Genomic DNA, 21,314 nt, shown 5'->3' with positions numbered 1-21,314 from the left:
TCACTCCTCGCCCGCACGGCTGCTGAGCCACAGGTAGCCGCCCGCGAATCCGACCAGGACCAGCAGGAGCATGCAGCCGAGCGCCGAGGCGCTGCCGTAGTTGTTGAAGTTGAAGGCGTACTGGTAGATCAGGTAGACCACGCTGGTGGTGTCGTTGGAGGCGCCGGTGATCACGTAGGGCTCGGTGAAGACCTGCATGGTGCCCACGATCTGCAGCATCAGCATCAGCGAGAGGATCAGCCGGGTCTGCGGCACCGTCACGTGCCAGATCCGGCGCCACAGCCCGGCCCCGTCGATCTCGGCGGCCTCGTAGATCTCGCCGGGGATGCCCTGGAGCGCGGCGAGGTAGACCAGCACCGTGCCGCCCATGTTGATCCAGGTGGAGAAGAGCACCAGGCAGAGCACCGCGAGGGTGTGCGAGGACTGCAGCCACTGCACCGTCGGCAGGTGCAGGAAGTGCAGCACCCCGTTGAACAGCCCGGAGTCGTCCGGGGTGTAGAACCAGCGCCACAGGAAGGCCGCGGCCACCGGGGGCATCATCACCGGCAGGTACACCAGCAGCCGGAAGTAGGACCGGGCGTGCCGCAGCTCGTTCAGGACGATCGCGGTGAAGAACGGGACCGCGTAGCCGAAGACCAGCGCGAAGAGGGTGAACAGCCCGGTGGTGCGCCAGGCGCTCCAGAAGTCCGGGTCGGACATGATGTGCTGGTAGTTGCGCAGTCCGACCCACCTGGTGGCGCCGGCGAAGTTGGTGACCTGGAAGCTCATGATCACTTCACGGATCATCGGGTACCAGGAGAACAGTGCGAAGCAGATCACCGCTCCGAGCAGGAACAGGTAGCCGGTGGCGTTGCGCCGCAGCCTGCGGCCGAACGAGGCCCGCCGTGCGGGCCTGGCCGCCGCCTTCAGGTCGCGGGCCACGGCGTGGGTCACGTTGATCGTCGCCATCTGGGTGGGTCTCTCGTCCGAGGGGTTGCGAGGGGATCGGGGGGACCACCGGCCGGCCCCCGGAGGCGGATCGTGCTGCTCCGGGGGCCGGGGCGGTCCGGCTGCTACGGGGTGTTGGCCAGGATGCTGTTGGTCGCGGCCTTGAAGGTGTCCAGCAGTTGCTGGAGGTTGGCGTTGGGGTTGGTCAGCGCGCCGTAGACCGCCTTGTCGCCCTGGGCGTAGATGGCCTGTGCCTGCGGCGGCTCGACCAGCAGCTTCATCGTGGGCAGCGCGGCCACGTAGGAGGCGAAGTTCTGGACCGGGAGGTTGGCGTACTTGGCCATGGCGGTGGCGTCGCTGGAAGCGGTGGCCCCGGTCCACAGGTCCGGCTCGGGCAGGCCGACCGGCTCCTTCTGGGCGGCCCGGCGGGGGTAGTTGAAGTTCATGCCCTGGCCGGAGGTGAGGAACTCGTAGTTGACGAACTTGATGCCCGCCTCGATCTGGGCCGGGGTGTCCTTCTTGTTGAACATGTAGCCGTCGCCGCCGACCAGGGTGGCCTGCTCCCCGGGCATCGGTCCGACGGCCATGTCGTCGTAGGAGACGTGGTACTGGTCGTGGATGGTGGTGAGGGTGACCGGGTCGCCGACGTACATGCCGAGCTTGCCGGAGGCCATCATCTGCAGCAGGTCGTTGTACTGCAGGCCCTGCTTGGTGCCCATCACGTTGTCGGTGAAGCGCATCTTGTGCAGGAACTGCAGCACGGCCAGGCCGTTGGCGTCGTCGAAGTTCGCCGACTTGCCGTCCGGGGAGACCATGGTGCCGCCGCGCGAGTAGAGCTCGGCGGTGAAGTGCCAGCCGCCGGTGTTGGCCGCGCTGTAGTCGGCGTAGCCGACGTCGCCGCCGCCCAGCTTGCTGATGGCGATCGCGTCGGCCTCGACCTGGTCCCAGGTGGTCGGCGGCTTGTTGGGGTCCAGACCGGCCTTCTGGAAGAGGGTCTTGCTGTAGACCAGGCCGAGGCTGTAGTTGCCCTTGGGGATGCCGTAGAGGTGCCCGGAGTCGGTGCCGCCCTGCCGGTAGATGTTCAGCAGGGCCGGCTGGATGTCGGACAGCCCGTGGATCTGGCTCGCGTAGGACTGGATGTCGGCGGCCTGGCCGGATGCGACGACGTTGGCGCCGTCGGTGAAGTAGGTGTAGAAGACGTCGTCCATCTTGCCGCCGGCGAGCTTGGCGTTGAAGGTGGCCGGGTCGTCGCAGGGGTTGGCGTCGTCGCCCTTGACGGTGATGTTCGGGTTGAGCTTCTCGAAGGCGGCGACGTCGGCGAGCCAGTCGGCGCGCGGCTGGGCCTGGGTGGTGGGGGGCTCGCAGCCCACAGTGATCGTGACCGGGCCGTTGGCGGCGGGCGAGGCGGAGCCTGCTCCGGAGCTGGAGCTGCCACAGGCGCTGACGGTGAGTGCGAAACCTGCCGCAAGCGCGACGGTGACGGCCGTGCGGGCTCTTGAGCCCATGCTGCTACCAGTCATCTGAAGATCCCTGAGGGTGAGTAAGATGCGACGGCCGCCATGACAGCGCAGGCCGGACGGGTGGGTCGCGGGTCCGGGGCTGCACTTCAGACGCCACGGGGCCGGCGGCTTCGGCCCCCGGATCCGCAACCCCCCAGGTGAGGGGCTGATCGCTCCGGCGTGCTGCACAAGCTACGACGCCACCAACAGCCACGCAATAGCCAAACTTATTTACGCAAGAAGTCGACACCTCAGGGACTTTCCGACTTTTGCTTGCGCAAGCCAACGCAGATTCATGACATAGTTCTGTCCTATGACTCGTAGACTCGCGGAAGTCGCCAAGAGGGTCGGTGTCAGCGAAGCGACCGTGAGCCGTGTCCTGAACGGCAAGCCCGGCGTTTCCGACACCACCCGCCAGTCCGTGCTGACCGCCCTGGACGTGCTCGGCTACGAACGCCCCACCCAACTGCGCGGCGTGCGCGCCCGGTTGGTCGGACTGGTGCTGCCGGAGCTGCAGAACCCGATCTTCCCCGCCCTGGCCGAGGTCGTCGGCGGCGCCCTGGTCCAACTCGGCTTCACCCCGGTGCTGTGCACCCGCTCCGCCGGCGGGCTGACCGAGGCCGAGTACGTGACCATGCTGCTGGACCAGCAGGTCTCCGGCGTGGTCTTCTGCGGCGGCCTCAGCGCCGACGAGTACCGGCAATTGCTGGGCCGCGGCGTCCCGGTGGTACTCCTCAACGCCGCCGTGGACTACCTGGGGTTCCCGCAGGTCTCCACCGACGACACCGCCGCCGTCCAGCAGGCCCACGCCCACCTGACCTCGCTGGGCCACCGCCGGATCGGACTGCTGGTCGGCCCCGAGGACCACACCCCCTCCGAGCGCAAGGTCGCCGCCTTCCGGGCGCTGGCGCCGGCCGGCTCGCGGCAGCCGGTGGCGCACGCGCTCTTCTCCTTCGAGGGCGGCCAGGCCGCGGCCGCGGAGCTGCTGGCCGCCGGAGCGACCGGACTGGTGTGCGGCAGCGACGTGCTGGCGCTGGGCGCGATCCGCGCGGCCCGCAGGGCCGGGCTCCGGGTGCCGCAGGACGTGTCCGTGGTGGGCTACGACGACTCGGCCTTCATGAACTACACCGACCCGCCGCTGACCACCCTGCGCCAACCCATCGAAGCCATGGCCAAGGCCGCCGTCACCCTGCTGGTCAACCAGATGGGCGGCAATGCGCCGACCCCCAAGGAACTGCTGCACGAACCCGAACTGGTGGTCCGGAGTTCCACCGGCCCGGCACCGGTCAACCACGGGCAAGAACTCGACAGCTGACAGCAGTTAATTTCATGTCGGGTATCGAGGGGCGACCCTCCCTGGGGATAATTTCCCCAGGCCAGGCGGGTGCGAAAGTCGCGAAAGCGATCCTGCTGCCGTGACATCGAGAAATTTCCTATTTCTCGCCGGATATTGCCTGGAATTATCCGTAGCACTACCGTGCCGGTCAATTCGTTACGCCTCCTCCCACCCCCAGGAGCGTCATGCCCACCCCACGTGACGGCAGACCGCACACCACCGCACTGCTCACCGCGGTGTCCACCCTCATCGCCCTGCTGATGGCCCTGGTCGCCTGGTCCGCACCGACGGCCTCGGCCGCGACCACCACCTACGAGGCCGAGTCGGCGGCGCTGTCGGGCGGCGCCGTGGTCGGCACCGACCACACCGGCTACACCGGCACCGGCTTCGTCGAGGGCTACACCGACACCGACAAGGGCACCGCCGACACCGTCTTCACCGTCAACGCCGCATCGGCCGGGACGGCGAGCGTGGCACTGCGCTACGCCAACGGCACCAGCGCCACCATGACCCTGTCGGTCTACCTCAACGGCACCAAGGTCCAGCAGGACCAACTGACCGCCACCGCCGACTGGAACACCTGGGCCACCCACACCGACAGCCTCAGCCTGGCGGCGGGCAGCAACACCGTCGCCTACAAGTTCGACAGCACCGACTCCGGCAATGTGAACCTGGACGACATCGCGGTGACCCCGGCCGGCGCACCGCCCGCGGGCCAGTACGAGGCCGAGTCGGCCGCGCTGTCCGGCGGCGCCGTGGTCGGCACCGACCACACCGGCTACACCGGCACCGGCTTCGTCGAGGGCTACACCGACACCGACAAGGGCAGCGCCGACACCGTCTTCACCGTCAACGCCTCCGGCGCCGGCAGCACCCCGATCACCCTGCGCTACGCCAACGGCACCGGCTCGGTGATGACCCTGTCGGTGTACGTCAACGGCACCAAGGTCCAGCAGGACCAACTGGCCGCCACCGCGGACTGGAACACCTGGGGCACCCATGCGGACAGCCTGACCCTCAAGGCCGGAAGCAACACCGTCGGCTACAAGTTCGACAGCACCGACAGCGGCAATGTGAACCTGGACAACATCACCGTCGGGTCCGCCACCTCCACGCCCACACCCACCCCGACGCCCACGCCGACCTCCACCTCCAGCACGCCGCCGTCCGGCCAGGCCTACGAGGCCGAGACCGCCTTCTTCACCGGCGGCCCCGCCGTCGCCACCGCCACCGCCGGCTACAGCGGCAGCGGATACCTCACCGGCTTCACCGCCCAGGGCTCCCAGGCCGTCGTCGACGTGGACACCCCGTCCGCCGGCACCTACCCGGTGGTCCTGCGCTACGCCAACTCCAGCGGCTCGGCGCAGACCATCTCGCTCTACCTGAACGGCGTCCGCAGCGGCCAGTTGAGCCTGCCCGCCGGCAGCGGCTGGCTGACGTCCACTCAGAACGTGGCGCTGCGCACCGGCCTGAACCTGGTCGGCCTGCAGACCGGCAGCGGCGACAGCGGCAACATCGCGCTGGACGACGTCACGGTGACCGGCGGCCTCCCGCTGGCCGGCACCGGCGCCACCGTGCCCTACACCGAGTACACCGCGACCTCCTCCGGGGTGAGCACCAACGGCACCGTGCTGCCGTACAGCACCACCTACCCGAGCCTGCAGGCCGAGGCCACCGGCCGCCAGGCCGTGCAGCTCACCGCCACCGGCCAGTACGAGCAGATCACCCTCAGCAAGCCGGCCGACTCGATCGTGCTGCGCTACTCGATCCCGGCCAACAGCGACGGCTCCACCGCCACCGCCCCGATCGCGCTGTACGCCAACGGCAGCAAGGTCCAGGACCTCACCCTGACCACCCAGTACTCCTGGCTGTACGGCGGCGGCTACTACGACACCCGCTCGCCCAGCAGCGGCGCGGCGCACCACTTCTACGACGAGACCCGCGCGCTGATCGGCAACTGGCCGGCCGGCACCGTGCTGAAGCTGCAGAAGGACGCGGCCGACACCGCCTCCTCCTACACCATCGACGCGGTGGACACCGAGCAGGTCGACCCGGCGCTCACCATGCCGGCCGGCTACGTCTCGGTCACCGGCTACGGGGTCACCCCCAACAGCGGCGCCGACGACACCTCCGCCGTCAACAGCGCGCTGGCCGCCCTGTCCGGTACCGGCAAGGGCCTGTGGTTCCCCAGCGGGACCTACGACATCTCCGGCCAGGTAAGCCTGGACAACGTGTCGGTGCGCGGCGCCGGCGAGTGGTACACCGTCATCCGTTCCACCGCGGTCAACGGCTCCGGCGGCCTGTTCGCCACCGGCGGCACCGACCAGATCGCCGACCTGACCATGGACGGCGACCAGACCAGCCGCAACAACGACTCGGGCGCGGCCGGGATCGAGGGCAACTTCGGCCCCGGGTCGCTGATCTTCGACGTCTGGGTCGAGCACGCCAAGGTCGGCATCTGGACCGACTCGGCCAACGGCCTGTACGTCTCGGGGGCACGCGTCCGCGACGTCTTCGCCGACGGCGTCCACTTCAACGGCGGATCCGACAACAGTCGGGTGGACCAGACCGTGGTCCGCAACACCGGCGACGACGAACTGGCGCTGGACACCGAGGGCGGCAACGTCACCGGCGACGTGCTGGCCTACAACACGGTCCAGAGCCCGATCCAGGCCAACGGCATCGGTGTCTACGGCGGCGGCGACAACACCGTGGAGGACAACACCGTCGCGGACACCGTGGCCTTCGGCTCCGGCGTCACCATCAGCACGGCCTTCGGCTCGGGCTTCACCGGCCCGACCTACGTGCTGGACAACACCCTGACCCGGACCGGCTCCTACAACTCCAACTGGTCCTCCTCGCTGGGCGGCCTGTGGATCTACGCCAACCAGTCCGACATCACCCAGCCGGTGACGGTCAGCGGGAACACCATCAGCAGGAGCACCTACGAGGGCGTGCTGCTCAGCTACGCGCACCAGATCAGCAACCTGGCGCTGACCAATGACGTGATCAACGGCGCCGGCACCTACGGCATCAACATCAACGACGTCACCGGCAGCATGACCGCCACCGGCGTCACCGTCAGCAACACCGCCTCCGGCGGCCTCAACAACCCCGGCGGCTACACCATCACCCGCGGCAGCGGCGACTCGGGCTTCTAGACGCCCCGTCAGCAGCCTGGGCTCGCGGGCCGGTCAGTGCCGCGAGCCCAGGTCCCGCAGTCCGTTCTCCAGCAGTGCGAACCCCTGTTCCGCGTCGGCCACCGCGCCCGCCGAGCGGGAGTCGGCCGACTCCCCGCGGGCCAGGTGGTCGGCGTTGTCCTGCGCCAGCGTCCAGCGGACTCCGACGATCTGGACAGCGGCCAGGCGGGCGGTGAGCTCCGGGGTGTCAGCGGTCTCCCGGAGGGCCTGGGCCAGGGCGCGTTCGGCGGCGGCCCTGAAGCGGTCCATCCGGGCCACCAGTGTGGGCGCGTCCTGGATCATCCGGGTGAGTCTGAGCACCTGGGGATGGTCGTTGAGCCCGGTGATCGGGTCCCGTTCGCGCAGTCCGGCGAGGAAGTGCTCGCGCACCGCGGTCAGCGGCGTGGTCCCCGGCGGGCGGGCCCTGACGACGCCGGCGAGTTCGGTCTCGTGGTCGGCGAGCCGGTGCACCACCAGGTCTTCCTTGGTGGGGAAGTAGGCGAAGAGGGTGCGTTTGGACACCTCGGCGGCCTCGGCCACCTCGGCCACCGAGACCTGGTTGAAGCCGCGTTCGAGGAACAGTGCGATCGCCGCGTCGGAGATCGCCGCGTGGGTGCGCTGCTTCTTCCGCTCCCGCAGTCCTGGCTTGCCGTCCACGGCGTCCACCGTAGCAGAGAGCTGCCCCAGGACGATTTCTGCACCTGGTGTACATTTGCTTCGAGTGCGAGAGATGAGGCGGAGCGAGGATGCTGACCGAAATCGAGACCGAGGTCGTGGTCGCGGGCGCCGGCCCGACCGGACTGATGCTGGCCTACGAACTGGCCCTGGCCGGGGTGGGCACCCTGGTGCTGGAGCAGCTGCCGCAGCGCATCGAGCAGGTGAAGGGCGGTGGGATCCAGCCCCGCACCGCCGAGCTGCTGGAGTCGCGCGGACTGCTGGAGCCGCTACTGGAGCGGGCGGTACCGCGCGACGGGGTCGGCGGCCACTTCGCGGCCCTGCCGGTACCGCTGGACTGCACCCCCTGGCGGACCAGGCACCCCACCCCGATCGCGATCGGGCAGTGGGAGATCGAGGAGGTACTGGAGGAGCGGGCGACCGCCGCCGGCGCCCGGGTGCTGCGCGGCGCCGCCGTCTCCGGGGTCAGCGCGGACGACGAGGGTGTGGTCGTGACGGCGGACGGGACCCGGGTGCGGGCCCAGTACCTGGTCGCGTGCGACGGCGGGCACAGCACGGTGCGGGCCCTGCTCGGACTGCCGTTCCCCGGCAGGCCCGGGACCCATCAGGCGGTGCTGGCCGACCTCCGCCTGTCCGCCGTCTCGTCGCTGGTCCCGCAGCAGCTGGGGCACATGAGCACGTTGATGCGCCAGGCGGGCGGCTACTGGGCGATGACGGTCCCGCTCGGCGGCGACCGCTACCGGGTCACCTTCGGCCGCGCGGACGACCAGGTCGAGATCGACCGCGGCAGCCCGGTCACCCCCGAGGAGATCACCACCGCCCTGCAGACCCTGTACGGCCCGGAGACCGTCCTGGGCGCGGTCGACAACGCCTCGCGGTTCAGCGACGCCACCCGGCAGTTGGAGCAGTACCGCGCGGGCCGGGTGCTGTTCGCCGGCGACGCCGCGCACATCCACCCGCCGCTGGGCGGCCAGGGTCTCAACCTCGGCATCCAGGACGCGTTCAACCTCGGCTGGAAGCTGGCGGCAACCGTCCAGGACCGGGCGCCGGACGGCCTCCTGGACAGCTACCACCTTGAACGGCGCCCAGTCGGCGCCCAGGTCCTGCACCACACCTCGGCGCAGCGCGTCCTGGCGGACCCCAGGCCGAGCGAGGACGTGGTCGCGCTGCGGGACATCTTCGTCGACCTACTGCGCCTGCCCGACGCCAACCGCCACATCGCCGGACTGATGTCCGGCCTGTCGCTGGGCTACCCGCTGCCGGGCGGCCATCCGCTCACCGGGCAGCGCCTGCCCGACGCCGACCTGGTCACCGAGACCGGCCCGGTCCGGCTGTCGGCGCTGTTCGGCTCGGGCCACGCCGTGCTGCTGGACCTGGCCGGCGCCGTCCCGGCCGGGCTCGGGCTCCCGCCCCGGGTCGACCTGGTCCGTGCCGTGACCGACGACGACCTGGGCGCCGCCGCGCTGCTCATCCGTCCCGACGGTTATGTGTGCTGGGCCTCCGACAGCTCCGACGTCCTCCCCGGTGACCTGCTGGCGGCCGTCGGCGACCACCTCCAGAGGTCTGCGCCGGACGCCTGAGCGGCGGTCATCCGGCCGGCAGTTCCGCTCCGCTCACCAGCGCCTGGCGCAGCCGGGCCAGGCCGTAGGCGAAGGCGCGGTCGACGTCCCCGCCGAGCCGGAAGGAGCCGCCCAGTTCCATCCCGATGAAGCCGGTGGCCCATGCGGTGACCAGCCGTGCGGCCTCCAGTGCGTCCTCCTCGCCGGCGAGTTCGGCGGAGGCGTGCAGGATCGGGACGGCGGCGCGGGCCAGCGTCTCGGGCGGGGTGACCACCGAGAGCATCAGCCGGAATCCCTCGGGCCGCTCCCGGGCGAACCCGCGGTATCCGTGCGCCAGCCCTTCGAGCGAGCCGTCGGTGGTCTCCAGCCGGAGGATCAGGTCGTCGACGGTGGCCTCGGCCACCGCGGCCTGCAGCGCCGCGCGATCGCGGACATGCTTGTAGAGGGAGGGAGCGCGCACCCCGACGCGTTCGGCGACGCCCTGCATCGTCAGTCCCTGCTGGCCGCCCGACTCCAGGAGGTCCTGGCCCGCCGCGACGATGGCGCTCAGCGAAGTCTTCTCAGGAGTCGGCACCGTCCGCCCTTTCCGTTCCGCACCCAAAAGCTATTGACCGTAGCCATCAAGGCTACATATCGTAGCCATCGTATCGTCCGGACCCGCGAAGGGGGAACCATGAAGCTCGCTCCGCACCTGCACCGCCTCGGCAACGACGTGGTCGCGTGCTATCTGATCGACACCGACGAGGGCATCACCCTGGTCGACGCGGGTCTGCCAGGGCACTGGAACGACCTGCAGCAGGAGTTGCGCTCTCTGGGCAAGACCGCCGACGACATCCGCGGGCTGGTGCTGACCCACGGGGACTCCGACCACATCGGCTTCGCCGAACGGCTGCGGCACGACCACGGGGTGCCGGTCTTCGTCCACGCCGCCGACGCGGTGCGCACCCGCACCGGCGAGAAGCCCAAGACGGCGATGGGTCCGATGCGGGTCGGCCCCACCGTCGGCTTCTTCAGCTACTCCCTGCGCAAGAACGGCATGCGCACCAAGTACGTCAGCGAGGTGGTCGAGGTCGCCGACGGCGACACCCTGGACCTGCCCGGCAGCCCGGTGATCGTGCAGATGCCGGGGCACTCGCCCGGCAGCGTCGCCGTGCACGTGCCGCTCGCCGACGCGGTCTTCGTCGGCGACGCCCTGACGACCCGGCACGTCCTCACCGGACGCACCGGGCCGCAGCCCGCACCGTTCACCGACGACCCGGCCGAGGCGATCGCCTCGCTGGAGCGGCTCGCCCAGCTCAAGGCCTCCTGGGTCCTCCCGGGCCACGGCGCCCCCTGGAACGCCTCGCCCGCCGAGGTGGCCGAAGCGGTCAGGCAGGCCCGCTGACGCCGGCCCCGGCCGGCGGGTGCCGCACCACCCGTCAGGCGGAGCCGGGCAGGGTGCGCGAGCGCTGCTGGACGCCGGGGACGCCGTAGGGGTAGACCGAGACGACCGGCGCGCTCGCCTCGTCGAGCCGTACCGTCTCCTTGTCGGACAGGTGCAGCTCGGCGGCGGCGAGGTTGTCGTCGAGCTGTTCCAGGGTGCGGGCACCGAGGATCACCGAGGTGACGGCCGGCCGGTCCGCGACCCAGGCCAGTGCCACCTGCGACAGCGGCACCCCGCGGCCCTCGGCGACCTCCCGCAGCGCGTCCATGACCCGCCAGGTGCGCTCCTGCGCGTTGCGCGCGGCGTAGGCCTCCATACCGCGCCCCGGGTCCTCGCCCAGCCGGGTCGCACCGGTCGGGTCCTGGTCGCGCCGGTACTTGCCGGTCAGCCAGCCGCCGGCCAGCGGCGACCACGGCAGGATCCCGATGCCCTCGTTGCGGCAGACGTCCACGAGTTCGAACTCGATGTCGCGGACCAGCAGGTTGTACTGCGGCTGCAGCGTCACGACCGGCGCCAGTCCGCGGAACCGGGCCAGCAGCGAGGCCTTCTGCAGCTGCCAGCCGAGGAAGTTGCTGACGCCCGGGTAGCGGATCTTGCCGGCGCGCACCGCGTCGTCGAAGAAGCCGAGCGTCTCCTCGATCGGGGTCAACGGGTCCCAGGCGTGGGCCTGGTAGAGGTCGACGCTCTCGACCCCGAGCCGGCGCAGGCTGGCGTCCAGCGCCCGGGTCAGGTGAGTGCGCGTCAGACCGGCGTCATTGGGCCCCTCCCCCATCGGGAAGCGCCCCTTGGTCGCGATGACCAGGCGGTCCCGCATCCCGGGCCGGGCCGCCAGCCAGCGGCCGATGATCTCCTCGGACACCCCGCGCGAGTAGACGTCGGCGGTGTCGACGAAGTTGCCGCCCCGCTCGACGAACCGGTCGAGCTGGGCCCAGGACACCTCCTCGCTGCTCTCGTTGCCGAACGTCATCGTGCCCAGGCACTGGGTGGAGACCACCGTGCCGGTGCTGCCCAAAGTGCGGTACTCCATCGGTCTTCCTCCAGGGTCGGCATGCGGTCCCGAGTCTGCCCACCCGGAATTGAGCTGTCCAACAGCAAAATCTGATGCCTTTGAGCACCGGACTTGCTGAATCGGTCAGGGCCGGTCCGGGCCTGCGGTGTGCAGGGCGAATCCGCTGCTGTCGGGGGTTTCCGTGCCCGGGGCCAGTTCCGAACCGTCCGGGTGGGTCAGGCCGGTGTAGTCGCCGCCGGACTCGGGGCGGTAGCGGATCGGCTCGGCGGTGAAGGCGGTCGCCAGCCGTCGCCGGTAGCGTTCGGCGATCCCGGAGTACTGCCGGTCGTCCAGGTGGACGGCGCTGGGCTCGACGAACGGCGGCAGTACGTCGAAGCCGGTGAAGAACAGCACGCCGTGGTTGATCGGGAACAGCAGGTCGGCGATGGGGCCGTTGACGCCGCGGTCGGTGTAGTGGCCGGCCCTGCCGCCCACGGTGGTGGCGACCATGGCCCGCTTCCCGGCGAACGGGCCGGCACCGTAGCGCGGAATCCCGGCGCCGTAGGCGAAGTCGTAGCAGAACACCCGGTCGATCCAGCCCTTGAGGATCGCGGGCACGGTGAACCACCACAGCGGGAAGTGCAGCACGACCAGGTCGGCATCGAGCAGCTTCTGCTGTTCGGCGCGGATGTCCCGGGCGAGCCGGCCGGATCCGTAGGCCGCACCGGAGGCGTGCATGAAGTCCGGGCCGGTGATGCCGTCGAAGTCGTCGAAGTCGGCCGCCGCCTGCCACTTCATCGCGTACAGGTCGGAGACCACGACCTCGTGGCCGTCCGCGCGCAGGGCCTCGACGGCGAGGTCCTTCAGCGAGGCGGTCAGCGAGTGCGGGTCGGGGTGGGCGTGGACGATGAGTACGTTCATGCCGAGGATCCTGCGCCCGGTACCGGGCACCGTTCCAGAGTCTGCCGGACGGTCGGACACCGGTTCCTGGGTCTGGCAGGACCACCCTGGTCGCAACCGCTGCCAGCGGCCCGCACGCATACTGGGGCGCATGGATGATCTCGGGGACCTGGGCACGTTCCTGCAGTCGCGGCGGGCGCACGTGCCGCCGGAATCGGTGGGCGTGGTGGTCCTGACCGCCCGTCGCCGGGTGGCCGGTCTGCGCCGCGAGGAGCTGGCGCAGTTGGCGGGCGTGAGCGTCGACTACTACACCCGGCTGGAACAGGGCCGGGCGACGCAACCGTCGGAGCAGGTGCTGGACGCGCTGGCGCGGGCGCTGCGACTGGACGACGCGGCCCGCGACCACCTGCACCGGCTGGCCGGGCAGCGCAACAACCGGCCCCGGCCGACCGGCACCACCGACACGGTCCGGCCGCAGCTGCGGCAGATCCTGGACACGGTGGCGGACTACCCGGCGATGATCCTCAACCACCGCATCGACGTGCTGGCGTACAACCGGATGGCCGGTCTGCTCTACTGCGACCTGGACCAGGTGCCGGTCGAGGACCGCAATCTGGCCAGGATGGTCTTCCTCGACGCCGACCGCTTCCACCTGTACGCCGACCGGTCGTCGTGCACCGCCGACACCGTGGCCCAGCTGCGCCACGCCGCCGGCGAGTTCCCCGGCGATCCGCGGCTGGCCGCGCTGATCGGCGAACTGTCCATCGGCAGCCGCCGGTTCAGCGAGCTGTGGGCCGCCGCCGAGGTCAGCGTGCGCGGTCACGGGCCGCTGCGCTTCCACCATCCGGTGGTCGGCCCGATCACCCTGCACCAGGAGCGCTTCACCCTGCCGGACGGCTCCGGCCAGGAGCTGATCACCCTGGCTCCGGAACCGGACAGCAGTGACCAGGACGCCCTTCGGCTGCTCGCCGGCCTCGGCGTCCGCGGCACCGATCAGCCAGGACCGTCGACGAACGCCAGGACCTCCTCCAGCGCCGGGGTGTAGCCGTCGGAGGTGTCGACCTCGATCCAGGGTGCGTCCAGCGCGACCCGGACGAAGGCGTCGTAGACGCCGCCGTGCGCCGCCGGGTCGTCCGGGCGGGGATCCGCGTGCGCACGGCGCACCGGGTTGTCGGCGCCGCGGCGCAGCTGACGCTGCCGGGCCAGTTCCGCGGGGACGGTGCAGTGCACGATGCGGATCCGCGCCAGGTCGCGCAGCGGTTCCAGACCGGGGCGCCAGAGCCGGTCCTGGAACGCCGCCTCGGCCACCACGGTCACCCCGGCCCGCAGCAGCAGTTCCAGGACGCCGAAGAAGGTCGGCAGGGTGCGCAGGCTCAGGGCGTCGGCCGGCCCCGGCACGAATCCCTCGGCGGCGTGCACCATGCCCTCCTTGATCTCGTCACGGCAGATCGCCGGGCAGCCGACCCGTCGGGCCAACGCGTGGGCGAAGGTGGTCTTGCCCGATCCGGGCGGACCGCTGACGACGACCAGCGTGGGACGTGAGGTCATCGGCCCGCCCCTACCCGACCCGGGCGGCGACGGCCCGGGCGCAGTCCAGGGACTCCGTGCGGGTGGTGTCCAGCTCCAGGTCGTAGACCACGCCCCGGTGCACCGCCTCCGCCTGCGCCGCGGCCATCCCCCGGGCCCGGTCCCCGCGGGTGACCTCGCGGCCCGCGGCGACGGCGCTCTCGCAGCGGACGCCGACCCAGAGCACCTCCAGTCCGGCCAGGGCCCTGCGCCAGCGCTGCTGGGACGCCGCGCCGCCGAGGAAGACGTCGTCGACGATCACCCGGGCGCCGGCCCGGGCCGTCGCGGCGACCCCCGCCATCCAGGCCGCCTCCAGCTCCCGGAACTGCGCGCCGACCGTCACCCCGCCGTCCTCGCCGAAGGCGATGCCGCCCTCCGTGGTCCGCATGGACGGAGGCAGCGCCTCCACCAGCGAGTCGATCGCGGCGGCCAGCCACGGATCCGGCAGCACCGCCTGCAGGCACCGGAGGATCCCGGACTTGCCCGAACTGGACCCGCCGTTCAGAACGATCACCTGAGTTGTCACCGGATCACGGTACGGGCTGCCCGCCACGGTCCGCTGCCCGCCACGTCCTCAGCGGGGGTCCAGGCCCTGCAGCATGGCCGGCAGGTCCCCGCTGTGCAGCACTCCCAGGGTCCTGGTGGCGCGGGTGAGGGCGACGTAGAGGTCGTTCACGCCGCGGCTGTGCGCCGCGAGGATCTCGGCCGGCTCCACCACCAGGACCGCGTCGAACTCCAGTCCCTTGGACTGCGCCGCCGTCATCAGGACCACCGGCGAGTCCAGGGCCGACGGGCCGTCATGGACGGTGACACCGTCCAACCCGGCCAGCGCGTTGACCAGTTCGGCCGGCCAGGACGGGGCGTGGATGACCGCCATCCGGCCGCCGTCCAGCGCCGTGACCTCCGCCTCGACGGCCGCACGCAGCGCCGCCGCCCGGTCGTCCGCCGGGATCCGCAGGCTCCAGGGACGGGTCCCGCCGCTGCGCACCGCGCTGGGGGCCGGCAGCGCCGGGTCGACCGCTCGCAGCACGCCCTCGGTGACCCGCATGATCTCGGCCGGGGTCCGGTAGTTGACGGTCAGTTCGACCGTGCGCCAGCGCCCGGCCGTGTACTCGTCCAGCGCCTCCCCCCAGGAGCTCAGCCCGGCCGGTGCGCCGGTCTGCGCCAGGTCGCCGACGATCGTCATGGAGCGCCCGGGGCAGCGCCGGGCCAGCAGCCGCCAGTCCATCGCGGACAGCTCCTGCGCCTCGTCCACGATCACATGCCCGAAGGCCCAGGTCCGGTCCTCGGCGGCGCGCTCGGCCAGCGGCCGCAGCGACTCCTCGCCCCGGTACTGACGGGCCAGCATCTCCGCGTCCATCTCGACCAGCCCCACCCCGAAGTCGTCCAGGACCAGCTTGGCGAACTCCAGCTCCCGGGCGTCGAGGGCGGCTTCGGTCCGGTGCGAGGCACTGCTGCCGGGCAGCGGGCCGAGCAGTTCGGCCGCCTCGTCGAGCAGCGGCACGTCGGCGGTGGTCCAGGGCCCCTGCTCGCGCAGCAGCGCGGCGCGTTCGGCCGCGGAGAAGTCCGGCATGGCCCGCGCCAGCAGCTCCGCGGAGCCGAACAGGGCGGTGAGCAGCTGCTCCGGGCTGAGCAGCGGCCACAGCCGGTCGGCCAGGGCCTGCAGGTCCGGCTCCTCGACCAGCGCGTCGGCCAGGTCCGCCACCTCGTCCAGGTCCATCTTGCTGCCCTGGTCCCTGGCGGCCCGGTCCCTGGCGATGCGCAGGGCCAGCTCCGAGGTGATCCGCTCGACCAGGGCGGCCCTGGCCGCGTTGTGGGGTTCGCCGGTCCGCTGCGCGGCGGCCTGCGCCCGCTCGCAGAGCGCCCGGCTGACCTCCAGCTCCTCCCGGTAGGGCGACCTGCGGCCCACAGTGACGGTCCAGGACTCCTCCGGCAGCTGCCGCAGGCCGTCCAGCGCGGCGGCGACCACCCGCACCATCCGCAGGTCGCCCTTGACCGCGGCCGCCTCCGGCGTCTCGGTGTCGGTCCCGGTCACGCCCGGGTAGAGCGTGCCGATGCTGGAGAGCACGACCTCGCTCTCGCCCAGCGCCGGCAGAACCGCGTCGATGTAGCGCAGGAACGTCGTGTTCGGCCCGATGACCAGCACACCGCTCTTGGCCAGCCGGTTGCGGTGGGTGTAGAGCAGGTAGGCGGCGCGGTGCAGGGCGACCACGGTCTTGCCGGTGCCCGGACCGCCCTGGACCACCAGCACGCCGCCGAGCTCGGAGCGGATCACCCGGTCCTGCTCGGCCTGGATGGTGGCGACGATGTCGCCCATCCGCCCGGTCCTGGCCGCCGTCAGCGAGGCAAGCAGCGCGGTCTCACCGCTGAGTTCGGAGCTGTCCCGGCCCTCCAGGGCGTCCACGCCGAAGGCGTCGTCGTCGAAGTCGACGACGCTCCGGCCCTTGCTCCGCAGGTGCCGTCGGCCCACGACACCGCCGGGCGCGGCGGGCGTCGCCCGGTAGAAAGGCTCCGCCGCCGAGGCCCGCCAGTCGGTCAGCAACGGCTCGTGGTCCTCGTCCGCCAGGGCGATCCGGCCGATGTACCGCCGCTCGCCGTCGGCGCCCTCGATCCGGCCGAAGCACAGCCCGTACTCGGCGGCGTGCAGTTCGGCCAGCCGGCGGGTGTGGTGCACCTCCAGCGCGTCCCGCTCCAGCCGGGACTGGTAGGTTCCGCCGCTCTCCAGCAGATGGACCTCGCGCAGCCTGGTCGTCGCCAGTTCGCGCTGGGCGTCGAGGCGTTCGTAGAGCCCGGTGACGTACGCGTTCTCCACCCGCAGCTCTCCGAGGCGCCAGCCCGCTCCGGCACCGCCAACCGCATCGAGATCGGACGAGGACGATGACATGGGGACCAAGACAAGCTCCATTGACTCGCGGCGGCGCGACGGCCACTGTTCACAGCACTACCGAACCCGAGGACCTGCCGTTTCCGCAGGTTACGGCCTCGACCGTCGATTGTGCGGCAGTACCGGGGCCTTGCCGCAAGGCCCCCTCTGCGGTATAGGTTGTTAGTGGCGGGGAGTGTGTTCTCCCTCCTCCGCCCCTCCTCCCTCCCGACTGCGGCAGCTCACCTGTGGCTGCGGTGCGCCGTCGCCGGGCCCAGCAGGGCGAGCAGGTCCAGCGCGTCCACGCCCGGGGAGCCCGGCGGCGGGGTGAAGACCACCAGGCGCTGGTCCTCGGCGGGCGTCAGCAGGACCTCGCAGTCGAAGACGATGGCCCCGACCTCCGGGTGCAGCACCCGCAGCCGGCTGCGCCGGCGGACGCCGACCTCGTGCTCGTCCCAGAGCCGGCTGAACTCGTCGCTGGCCGCGCGCAGCCGCTTCAGCAGGGCGGCCGACGCCTCGTCGGTGCCCCGGCGGGCGACGGCCGCGCGCAGATCGGCCACGGCCTGGCGGCCGTGCTCGTCGTGCTCCTCCGGCGGGTACGCCGCGCGCACGGCAGGGTCGGTGAACCAGCGCCAGATGATGTTGCGGTCCGGCCCCTTGACCGTGCAGACGCATCCGAACAGCGCCTCCGCCAGCGCGTTCATCGCCAGCAGGTCGCCGAGGTCGCCCAGCAGCTGGGCCGGGGTCTCGCGCAGGTGGTCGAGCAGGTACTGCAGGCTGGGGCGCACATGCGCACCGGCCAGCCGTCCCACCGGTGGCGGATGGCCCGCCAGCAGGTAGAGGTGGTCCCGCTCGTCCTCGGTCAGCCGCAGCGCCCGGGCCATCGCGGCCAGGATCTGTGTCGACGGCTGGGGGCTGCGGGCCTGTTCGAGCCGCATCACGTAGTCCGCCGACATCCCGGCGAGCTGCGCGACCTCCTCGCGCCGCAGCCCGGGCGTGCGCCGGTGCCGCCCCTCGGGCAGGTCGGCCTCGCGGGGCCGCAGTCGGTGCCGCGACCGGCGCAGGAAGTCGGCGAGCTGGCGTCGGTCCATCTCCATGCCCCCATCATGCGACGTCAGGCGGCCCGCCGGGGACTCGGCGGCGGTATCGGCCTAGGACGGCTGGTCCTAGGGAATCGGGTCCGATTCACAGGTCGGCGGCCCGGCGGCACGGTAGCGGCATGACTCGGACTCAGCTCGAAACCCTTCAGCACACCCTGCGCAACCGCCCCGTCGCCGACCCCGCGCCCGGCCTCGACCAGCAGCGGCAGTTCTTCGACGCCATGCGGGCGGCCACCCCGCTGCCGCCGGGCATCACCACCCGGCCCGGCCGGCTCGGCGACGTGCCGGTGGTCTTCGCCGAGCCACCGGGCACCGACCCGTCCACGCCGGTGGTCCTGTACTTCCACGGCGGCGCCTACGTCCTGGGCTCGGCGGCGGCCGGGGTTCCGCTGGCGGCGGGACTGGCGGCCCGCGCGGGCGGACGCGGCATCTCGGTCGGGTACCGGCTGGCTCCCGAGCACCCGTTCCCGGCGGCCGTGGACGACGCGCTGGCCGCCTATCGCGGGCTGCTGGACCTCGGCGTCGAGCCCGCGCGGATCACCGTCGCGGGCGACTCGGCCGGCGGCGGGCTGGCGGTGGCGGCCCTGGTCGCCGCGCGCGACGCGGGGCTGCCGCTCCCGTCGGCCGCCGTCGTCCTCTCCCCCTGGTCCGACCTCACACTCTCCGGCGCCTCCGTCACCACCCGGGCCGGCGACGACCTGGTCCTCACCGCGGACACGCTGGGCCAGGGCGCCGCGGACTACCTCGGCCCGGCCGACCCCCGGTCCGCGCTGGCCAGCCCCGGCCTGACCGCCGACCTCAGCGGCCTGCCGCCGCTCCTGGTCCAGGTCGGCTCGCACGAGATCCTGCTCGACGACGCGGTCACGCTGGCCGCCCGCGCCGCCGCCTTCGACGTCCCGGTGGACCTGCAGATCCGCCCCGGGCTGCCGCACGTCTACCAGCGCTTCGCCGGTACCGGCCAACTGGACCAGGCCGACGCCGCGCTGGACGCCGCGGGTGACTTCCTCCGCGGCACGCTCGCCCCGGCGCTCACTGTTACGGTCCGATCCGCCTGAGGCAAAGGTCATATGACGATCCGTCACCGGGGCCGGACAGCCGGCCCCGGTCGCTTGTTGGCATCCTGCCGACAGGTCTACGGTGCGATGGCACACCCCCGCACGCCGCCGACCCGAGCCAGCAAGGGGACTGCCACGTGGATGCTGATGTCGTCATCGTCGGAGCCGGGCCGACCGGCCTGGTGCTCGCCTGCGAACTGCACCTGGCCGGGGCGCGCCCGATCGTGCTGGAACGGCTCGACCGGCCCACCGGCCTGTCCAAGGCGCTCGGGCTGCTCGGCCGCTCGGTGGACTCGCTGGAACGCCGGGGGCGGCTGGGGAACTTCCAGGAGCGTGCCGCCGTCGCGTTCCCGACCTCCGCGCACTTCGCCCTGATCCCGCTGGACACGGGGAAGCTGGACGGCCTCGGCCTGCGCGGGCTGTTCATCCAGCAGGCCGTCACCGAGGAGCTGCTGAACGAGTGGGCCCGCGAGCTCGGCGTGGAGATCAGGCGCGGCCACGAGGTCACCGCCCTGCACCAGGACGACGACGGCGTCAGCGTCGAGGTCCACGGCCCGCAGGGCCCCGGACAGCTGCGGGCCCGCTACGCGGTCGGCTGCGACGGCGGCACCAGCGTCGTCCGCAAGGCGGCCGGGATCGAGTTCCCGGGCATCCCGCCCACCTTCCTGCTGCGCCTGGGCGACGTCACCCTGGAAGGCGATCTGACGCCCCAGGACATCCCCGACGTGCGGGTCCCGCTCATTCCGCTCGGGGCCGGCTACTACCGGGTGATCATCACCGAGCCCTACCCCGCCGACCTGGACCGCGACGCCCCGATCACGCTGGACGAGCTCCGGGCCGCCATCCGCAGGGCGAACGCCGGTAGGGACCTGCCGATCAGCGGCGCCCGGTGGCTCTCCCGGTTCACCGACTCCAGCCGCCAGGCGGCGCGGTACCGCAGCGGCCGGGTCCTGATCGCCGGCGACGCGGCCCACATCCACCTCCCGGCCGGCGGACCGGGGCTGAACACCGGTCTGCTGGACGCCTTCAACCTGGGCTGGAAGCTCGGCGCCACGGTCGCCGGCTGGGCGCCGCCGGCCCTGCTGGACAGCTACCACAGCGAGCGGCACCCCGAGGGCGAGCGCGTCCTGCTGCACACCCGCGCCCAGGGCGCGCTGATGGGCGCGGGCGGGGACGCCAGGGTCGCGGCCCTGCGCGAGGTCCTCGGGCCGCTGCTGCAGTACCGGGAACCGCTGCGCCACCTGCTCAACCTGATGTACGCGCTGGATACCCGCTACGACACGGGCCCGGCCGACCGGCACCCGCTGGCCGGCCGGTGGGCCCCCGACCTCGTCCTCACCACGCCCTCGGGGACCACCAGCACGGCGGAGCTGCTGCACCCCGCCCGCGGTGTCCTGCTCGACCTCACCGGGACCGGCGCCCTGGCCGGCGCCGCGGCGGGCTGGAAGGACCGGGTCAACGTCGTCGCCGCCGACTGTCCGGAGCCGCCGGCCGCCGCCCTGCTGATCCGGCCCGACGGCCATGTCGCCTGGGCCACCGACGCCGACACCCACCCCGCCGAAGGGCTGGACCAGGCCCTGGCCGTCTGGTTCGGGGCGCCGAACTGAGACCGCCCCGCTCTCCCCGGAGTCGCCCGGACCCGGACTGTATGATCACCGAATGCGCCTGACCATCGTGGATGCACCGTCCGAGTGGGGCCGTTTCGCCGACGGCTCCCTCGAGCAGCGCATGCTGCTCGCGATCAGCGCGGAGCTGGGCACCCCGCTGCGGCCGCGGCCGCTGGTGCTGGAGAACCGCAACCGGGTCGAGGTCGAGGGCATCGACGCGGACGGCCGGATCGTGGTGCAGCTGGTGGCCAATCAGGGCGCCTACAAGCCGGCCTACCGCAACAAGGTGATGGCCGACCTGTTCAAACTGCTGTGGCTGCGCGCCGGCGTGCCCAGCGCGGAGCGCGCCGTCCTGGTGGTCACCGAGCTGCTGGTGCAGGCCCTGGGCGGCTGGGTGGCCATCGCCGCTGCCGACATGGGCGTCGAGGTGTACGTCTTCGACGGCGAGCGGGTCGCCCCGCTGCCCCGCCGGACTTAACGTTCGCGTAATCCCCGGGCCGCCTTCCGCGCAACACGGCCTGACTAGGTTCCTGCCCAAGACAACGGATTTCCGCGTGGCAGATACCGAGCTCTCGCTACGCACGCTCTCCGTCATACGAGATCGAGTACGTGCGATCGCCAATGGCGTGGAGGGTGG

At 71.9% G+C, this 21,314-nt stretch carries 18 protein-coding genes; 8 read left to right on the top strand and 10 right to left on the bottom strand.

Going from position 1 to position 21,314, the window contains the following annotated elements; all coding sequences use genetic code 11:
* Window positions 1–948, bottom strand: a complete 948-nt coding sequence (locus ABUW04_RS10630; protein ID WP_380564270.1) for a carbohydrate ABC transporter permease — start codon at window positions 946–948, stop codon at window positions 1–3.
* 104 nt (window positions 949–1,052) lie between these two features.
* A complete protein-coding gene (locus ABUW04_RS10625; RefSeq protein WP_380564269.1) occupies window positions 1,053–2,447 on the bottom strand; it encodes an extracellular solute-binding protein in 1,395 nt (464 codons plus the stop codon).
* Window positions 2,448–2,739: 292 nt separating this feature from the next.
* Between ABUW04_RS10625 and ABUW04_RS10620 the strand changes: the two genes are divergently transcribed.
* Both ABUW04_RS10620 and ABUW04_RS10615 read left to right on the top strand, forming a co-directional pair.
* Complete coding sequence (locus tag ABUW04_RS10620; protein ID WP_380524802.1) at window positions 2,740–3,741, top strand: LacI family DNA-binding transcriptional regulator; 1,002 nt, start codon at window positions 2,740–2,742, stop codon at window positions 3,739–3,741.
* Between the two features lie 206 nt (window positions 3,742–3,947).
* Window positions 3,948–6,923 carry a CBM35 domain-containing protein gene (locus ABUW04_RS10615; protein ID WP_380564268.1) on the top strand — a complete coding sequence of 992 codons (2,976 nt, stop codon included), beginning with the start codon at window positions 3,948–3,950 and terminating at the stop codon, window positions 6,921–6,923.
* Window positions 6,924–6,956: 33 nt separating this feature from the next.
* Here ABUW04_RS10615 and ABUW04_RS10610 read toward each other — a convergent pair whose 3' ends face one another.
* Window positions 6,957–7,598, bottom strand: coding sequence for a TetR/AcrR family transcriptional regulator (locus ABUW04_RS10610; protein ID WP_380564267.1), 642 nt, complete (start codon window positions 7,596–7,598; stop codon window positions 6,957–6,959).
* Between the two features lie 89 nt (window positions 7,599–7,687).
* Here ABUW04_RS10610 and ABUW04_RS10605 point away from each other — a divergent pair, with 89 nt between their 5' ends.
* Window positions 7,688–9,196 carry an FAD-dependent monooxygenase gene (locus ABUW04_RS10605; protein WP_380564266.1) on the top strand — a complete coding sequence of 503 codons (1,509 nt, stop codon included), beginning with the start codon at window positions 7,688–7,690 and terminating at the stop codon, window positions 9,194–9,196.
* A gap of 7 nt (window positions 9,197–9,203) precedes the next feature.
* Here ABUW04_RS10605 and ABUW04_RS10600 read toward each other — a convergent pair whose 3' ends face one another.
* Window positions 9,204–9,749 (bottom strand): TetR/AcrR family transcriptional regulator, encoded by a 546-nt coding sequence (locus tag ABUW04_RS10600; RefSeq protein WP_380564265.1) that lies wholly within the window; start codon window positions 9,747–9,749, stop codon window positions 9,204–9,206.
* A 99-nt stretch (window positions 9,750–9,848) separates the two neighbouring features.
* Here ABUW04_RS10600 and ABUW04_RS10595 point away from each other — a divergent pair, with 99 nt between their 5' ends.
* Window positions 9,849–10,559 (top strand): MBL fold metallo-hydrolase, encoded by a 711-nt coding sequence (locus tag ABUW04_RS10595; protein ID WP_380564264.1) that lies wholly within the window; start codon window positions 9,849–9,851, stop codon window positions 10,557–10,559.
* Window positions 10,560–10,593: 34 nt separating this feature from the next.
* On the opposite strand, the gene ABUW04_RS10590 is transcribed toward ABUW04_RS10595, so the two are convergent.
* Both ABUW04_RS10590 and ABUW04_RS10585 read right to left on the bottom strand, forming a co-directional pair.
* Complete coding sequence (locus ABUW04_RS10590) at window positions 10,594–11,625, bottom strand: aldo/keto reductase (protein WP_380564263.1); 1,032 nt, start codon at window positions 11,623–11,625, stop codon at window positions 10,594–10,596.
* A 105-nt stretch (window positions 11,626–11,730) separates the two neighbouring features.
* Window positions 11,731–12,507: an NAD(P)H-dependent oxidoreductase gene (locus tag ABUW04_RS10585; RefSeq protein ID WP_380564262.1), complete on the bottom strand. Its 777-nt coding sequence runs from the start codon at window positions 12,505–12,507 to the stop codon at window positions 11,731–11,733.
* 130 nt (window positions 12,508–12,637) lie between these two features.
* On the opposite strand from ABUW04_RS10585, the gene ABUW04_RS10580 reads away from it, so the two are divergent.
* On the top strand, window positions 12,638–13,531 hold the full coding sequence (locus ABUW04_RS10580; RefSeq protein ID WP_380564261.1) for a helix-turn-helix transcriptional regulator: 894 nt from the start codon (window positions 12,638–12,640) through the stop codon (window positions 13,529–13,531).
* Here the strand turns inward: ABUW04_RS10580 and ABUW04_RS10575 are convergent.
* From ABUW04_RS10575 to ABUW04_RS10560, 4 genes are all read right to left on the bottom strand, one after another.
* On the bottom strand, window positions 13,480–14,034 hold the full coding sequence (locus tag ABUW04_RS10575) for an AAA family ATPase (RefSeq protein ID WP_380564260.1): 555 nt from the start codon (window positions 14,032–14,034) through the stop codon (window positions 13,480–13,482). The genes ABUW04_RS10580 and ABUW04_RS10575 overlap by 52 nt on opposite strands.
* A gap of 10 nt (window positions 14,035–14,044) precedes the next feature.
* Complete coding sequence (cpt, locus tag ABUW04_RS10570) at window positions 14,045–14,578, bottom strand: chloramphenicol phosphotransferase CPT (protein ID WP_380564259.1); 534 nt, start codon at window positions 14,576–14,578, stop codon at window positions 14,045–14,047.
* Window positions 14,579–14,626: 48 nt separating this feature from the next.
* Entirely contained in the window at window positions 14,627–16,864 is a 2,238-nt protein-coding gene (locus ABUW04_RS10565) for a HelD family protein (RefSeq protein ID WP_380564258.1), read from the bottom strand.
* Between the two features lie 293 nt (window positions 16,865–17,157).
* Window positions 17,158–18,006, bottom strand: a complete 849-nt coding sequence (locus tag ABUW04_RS10560; protein WP_380524827.1) for a helix-turn-helix transcriptional regulator — start codon at window positions 18,004–18,006, stop codon at window positions 17,158–17,160.
* Window positions 18,007–18,134: 128 nt separating this feature from the next.
* Between ABUW04_RS10560 and ABUW04_RS10555 the strand changes: the two genes are divergently transcribed.
* The 3 genes from ABUW04_RS10555 (at window position 18,135) to ABUW04_RS10545 (ending at window position 21,155) form a co-directional block, all read left to right on the top strand.
* Window positions 18,135–19,070 carry an alpha/beta hydrolase gene (locus ABUW04_RS10555; RefSeq protein WP_380564257.1) on the top strand — a complete coding sequence of 312 codons (936 nt, stop codon included), beginning with the start codon at window positions 18,135–18,137 and terminating at the stop codon, window positions 19,068–19,070.
* Window positions 19,071–19,207: 137 nt separating this feature from the next.
* On the top strand, window positions 19,208–20,677 hold the full coding sequence (locus ABUW04_RS10550) for an FAD-dependent monooxygenase (RefSeq protein ID WP_380564256.1): 1,470 nt from the start codon (window positions 19,208–19,210) through the stop codon (window positions 20,675–20,677).
* Window positions 20,678–20,729: 52 nt separating this feature from the next.
* Complete coding sequence (locus ABUW04_RS10545) at window positions 20,730–21,155, top strand: hypothetical protein (RefSeq protein ID WP_380564255.1); 426 nt, start codon at window positions 20,730–20,732, stop codon at window positions 21,153–21,155.
* The last annotated feature ends 159 nt before the right edge of the window (window positions 21,156–21,314 follow it).

This window comes from Streptacidiphilus jeojiensis, from assembly GCF_042510965.1.
Classification (GTDB): domain Bacteria; phylum Actinomycetota; class Actinomycetes; order Streptomycetales; family Streptomycetaceae; genus Streptacidiphilus; species Streptacidiphilus jeojiensis.
Note: the sequence above shows the minus strand (reverse complement) of the source record. Positions and strands in the feature narration are given on the sequence as shown.

Excerpts from the sequence above, each read along its gene's own strand:
- ABUW04_RS10630 (WP_380564270.1), bottom strand. The coding sequence starts at position 948 with ATGGCGACGATCAACGTGACCCACGCCGTGGCCCGCGACCTGAAGGCG.
- ABUW04_RS10625 (WP_380564269.1), bottom strand. The coding sequence starts at position 2,447 with ATGACTGGTAGCAGCATGGGCTCAAGAGCCCGCACGGCCGTCACCGTC.
- ABUW04_RS10620 (WP_380524802.1), top strand. The coding sequence starts at position 2,740 with ATGACTCGTAGACTCGCGGAAGTCGCCAAGAGGGTCGGTGTCAGCGAA.
- ABUW04_RS10615 (WP_380564268.1), top strand. The coding sequence starts at position 3,948 with ATGCCCACCCCACGTGACGGCAGACCGCACACCACCGCACTGCTCACC.
- ABUW04_RS10605 (WP_380564266.1), top strand. The coding sequence starts at position 7,688 with ATGCTGACCGAAATCGAGACCGAGGTCGTGGTCGCGGGCGCCGGCCCG.
- ABUW04_RS10595 (WP_380564264.1), top strand. The coding sequence starts at position 9,849 with ATGAAGCTCGCTCCGCACCTGCACCGCCTCGGCAACGACGTGGTCGCG.
- ABUW04_RS10590 (WP_380564263.1), bottom strand. The coding sequence starts at position 11,625 with ATGGAGTACCGCACTTTGGGCAGCACCGGCACGGTGGTCTCCACCCAG.
- ABUW04_RS10585 (WP_380564262.1), bottom strand. The coding sequence starts at position 12,507 with ATGAACGTACTCATCGTCCACGCCCACCCCGACCCGCACTCGCTGACC.
- ABUW04_RS10580 (WP_380564261.1), top strand. The coding sequence starts at position 12,638 with ATGGATGATCTCGGGGACCTGGGCACGTTCCTGCAGTCGCGGCGGGCG.
- ABUW04_RS10575 (WP_380564260.1), bottom strand. The coding sequence starts at position 14,034 with ATGACCTCACGTCCCACGCTGGTCGTCGTCAGCGGTCCGCCCGGATCG.
- ABUW04_RS10560 (WP_380524827.1), bottom strand. The coding sequence starts at position 18,006 with ATGGACCGACGCCAGCTCGCCGACTTCCTGCGCCGGTCGCGGCACCGA.
- ABUW04_RS10555 (WP_380564257.1), top strand. The coding sequence starts at position 18,135 with ATGACTCGGACTCAGCTCGAAACCCTTCAGCACACCCTGCGCAACCGC.
- ABUW04_RS10545 (WP_380564255.1), top strand. The coding sequence starts at position 20,730 with ATGCGCCTGACCATCGTGGATGCACCGTCCGAGTGGGGCCGTTTCGCC.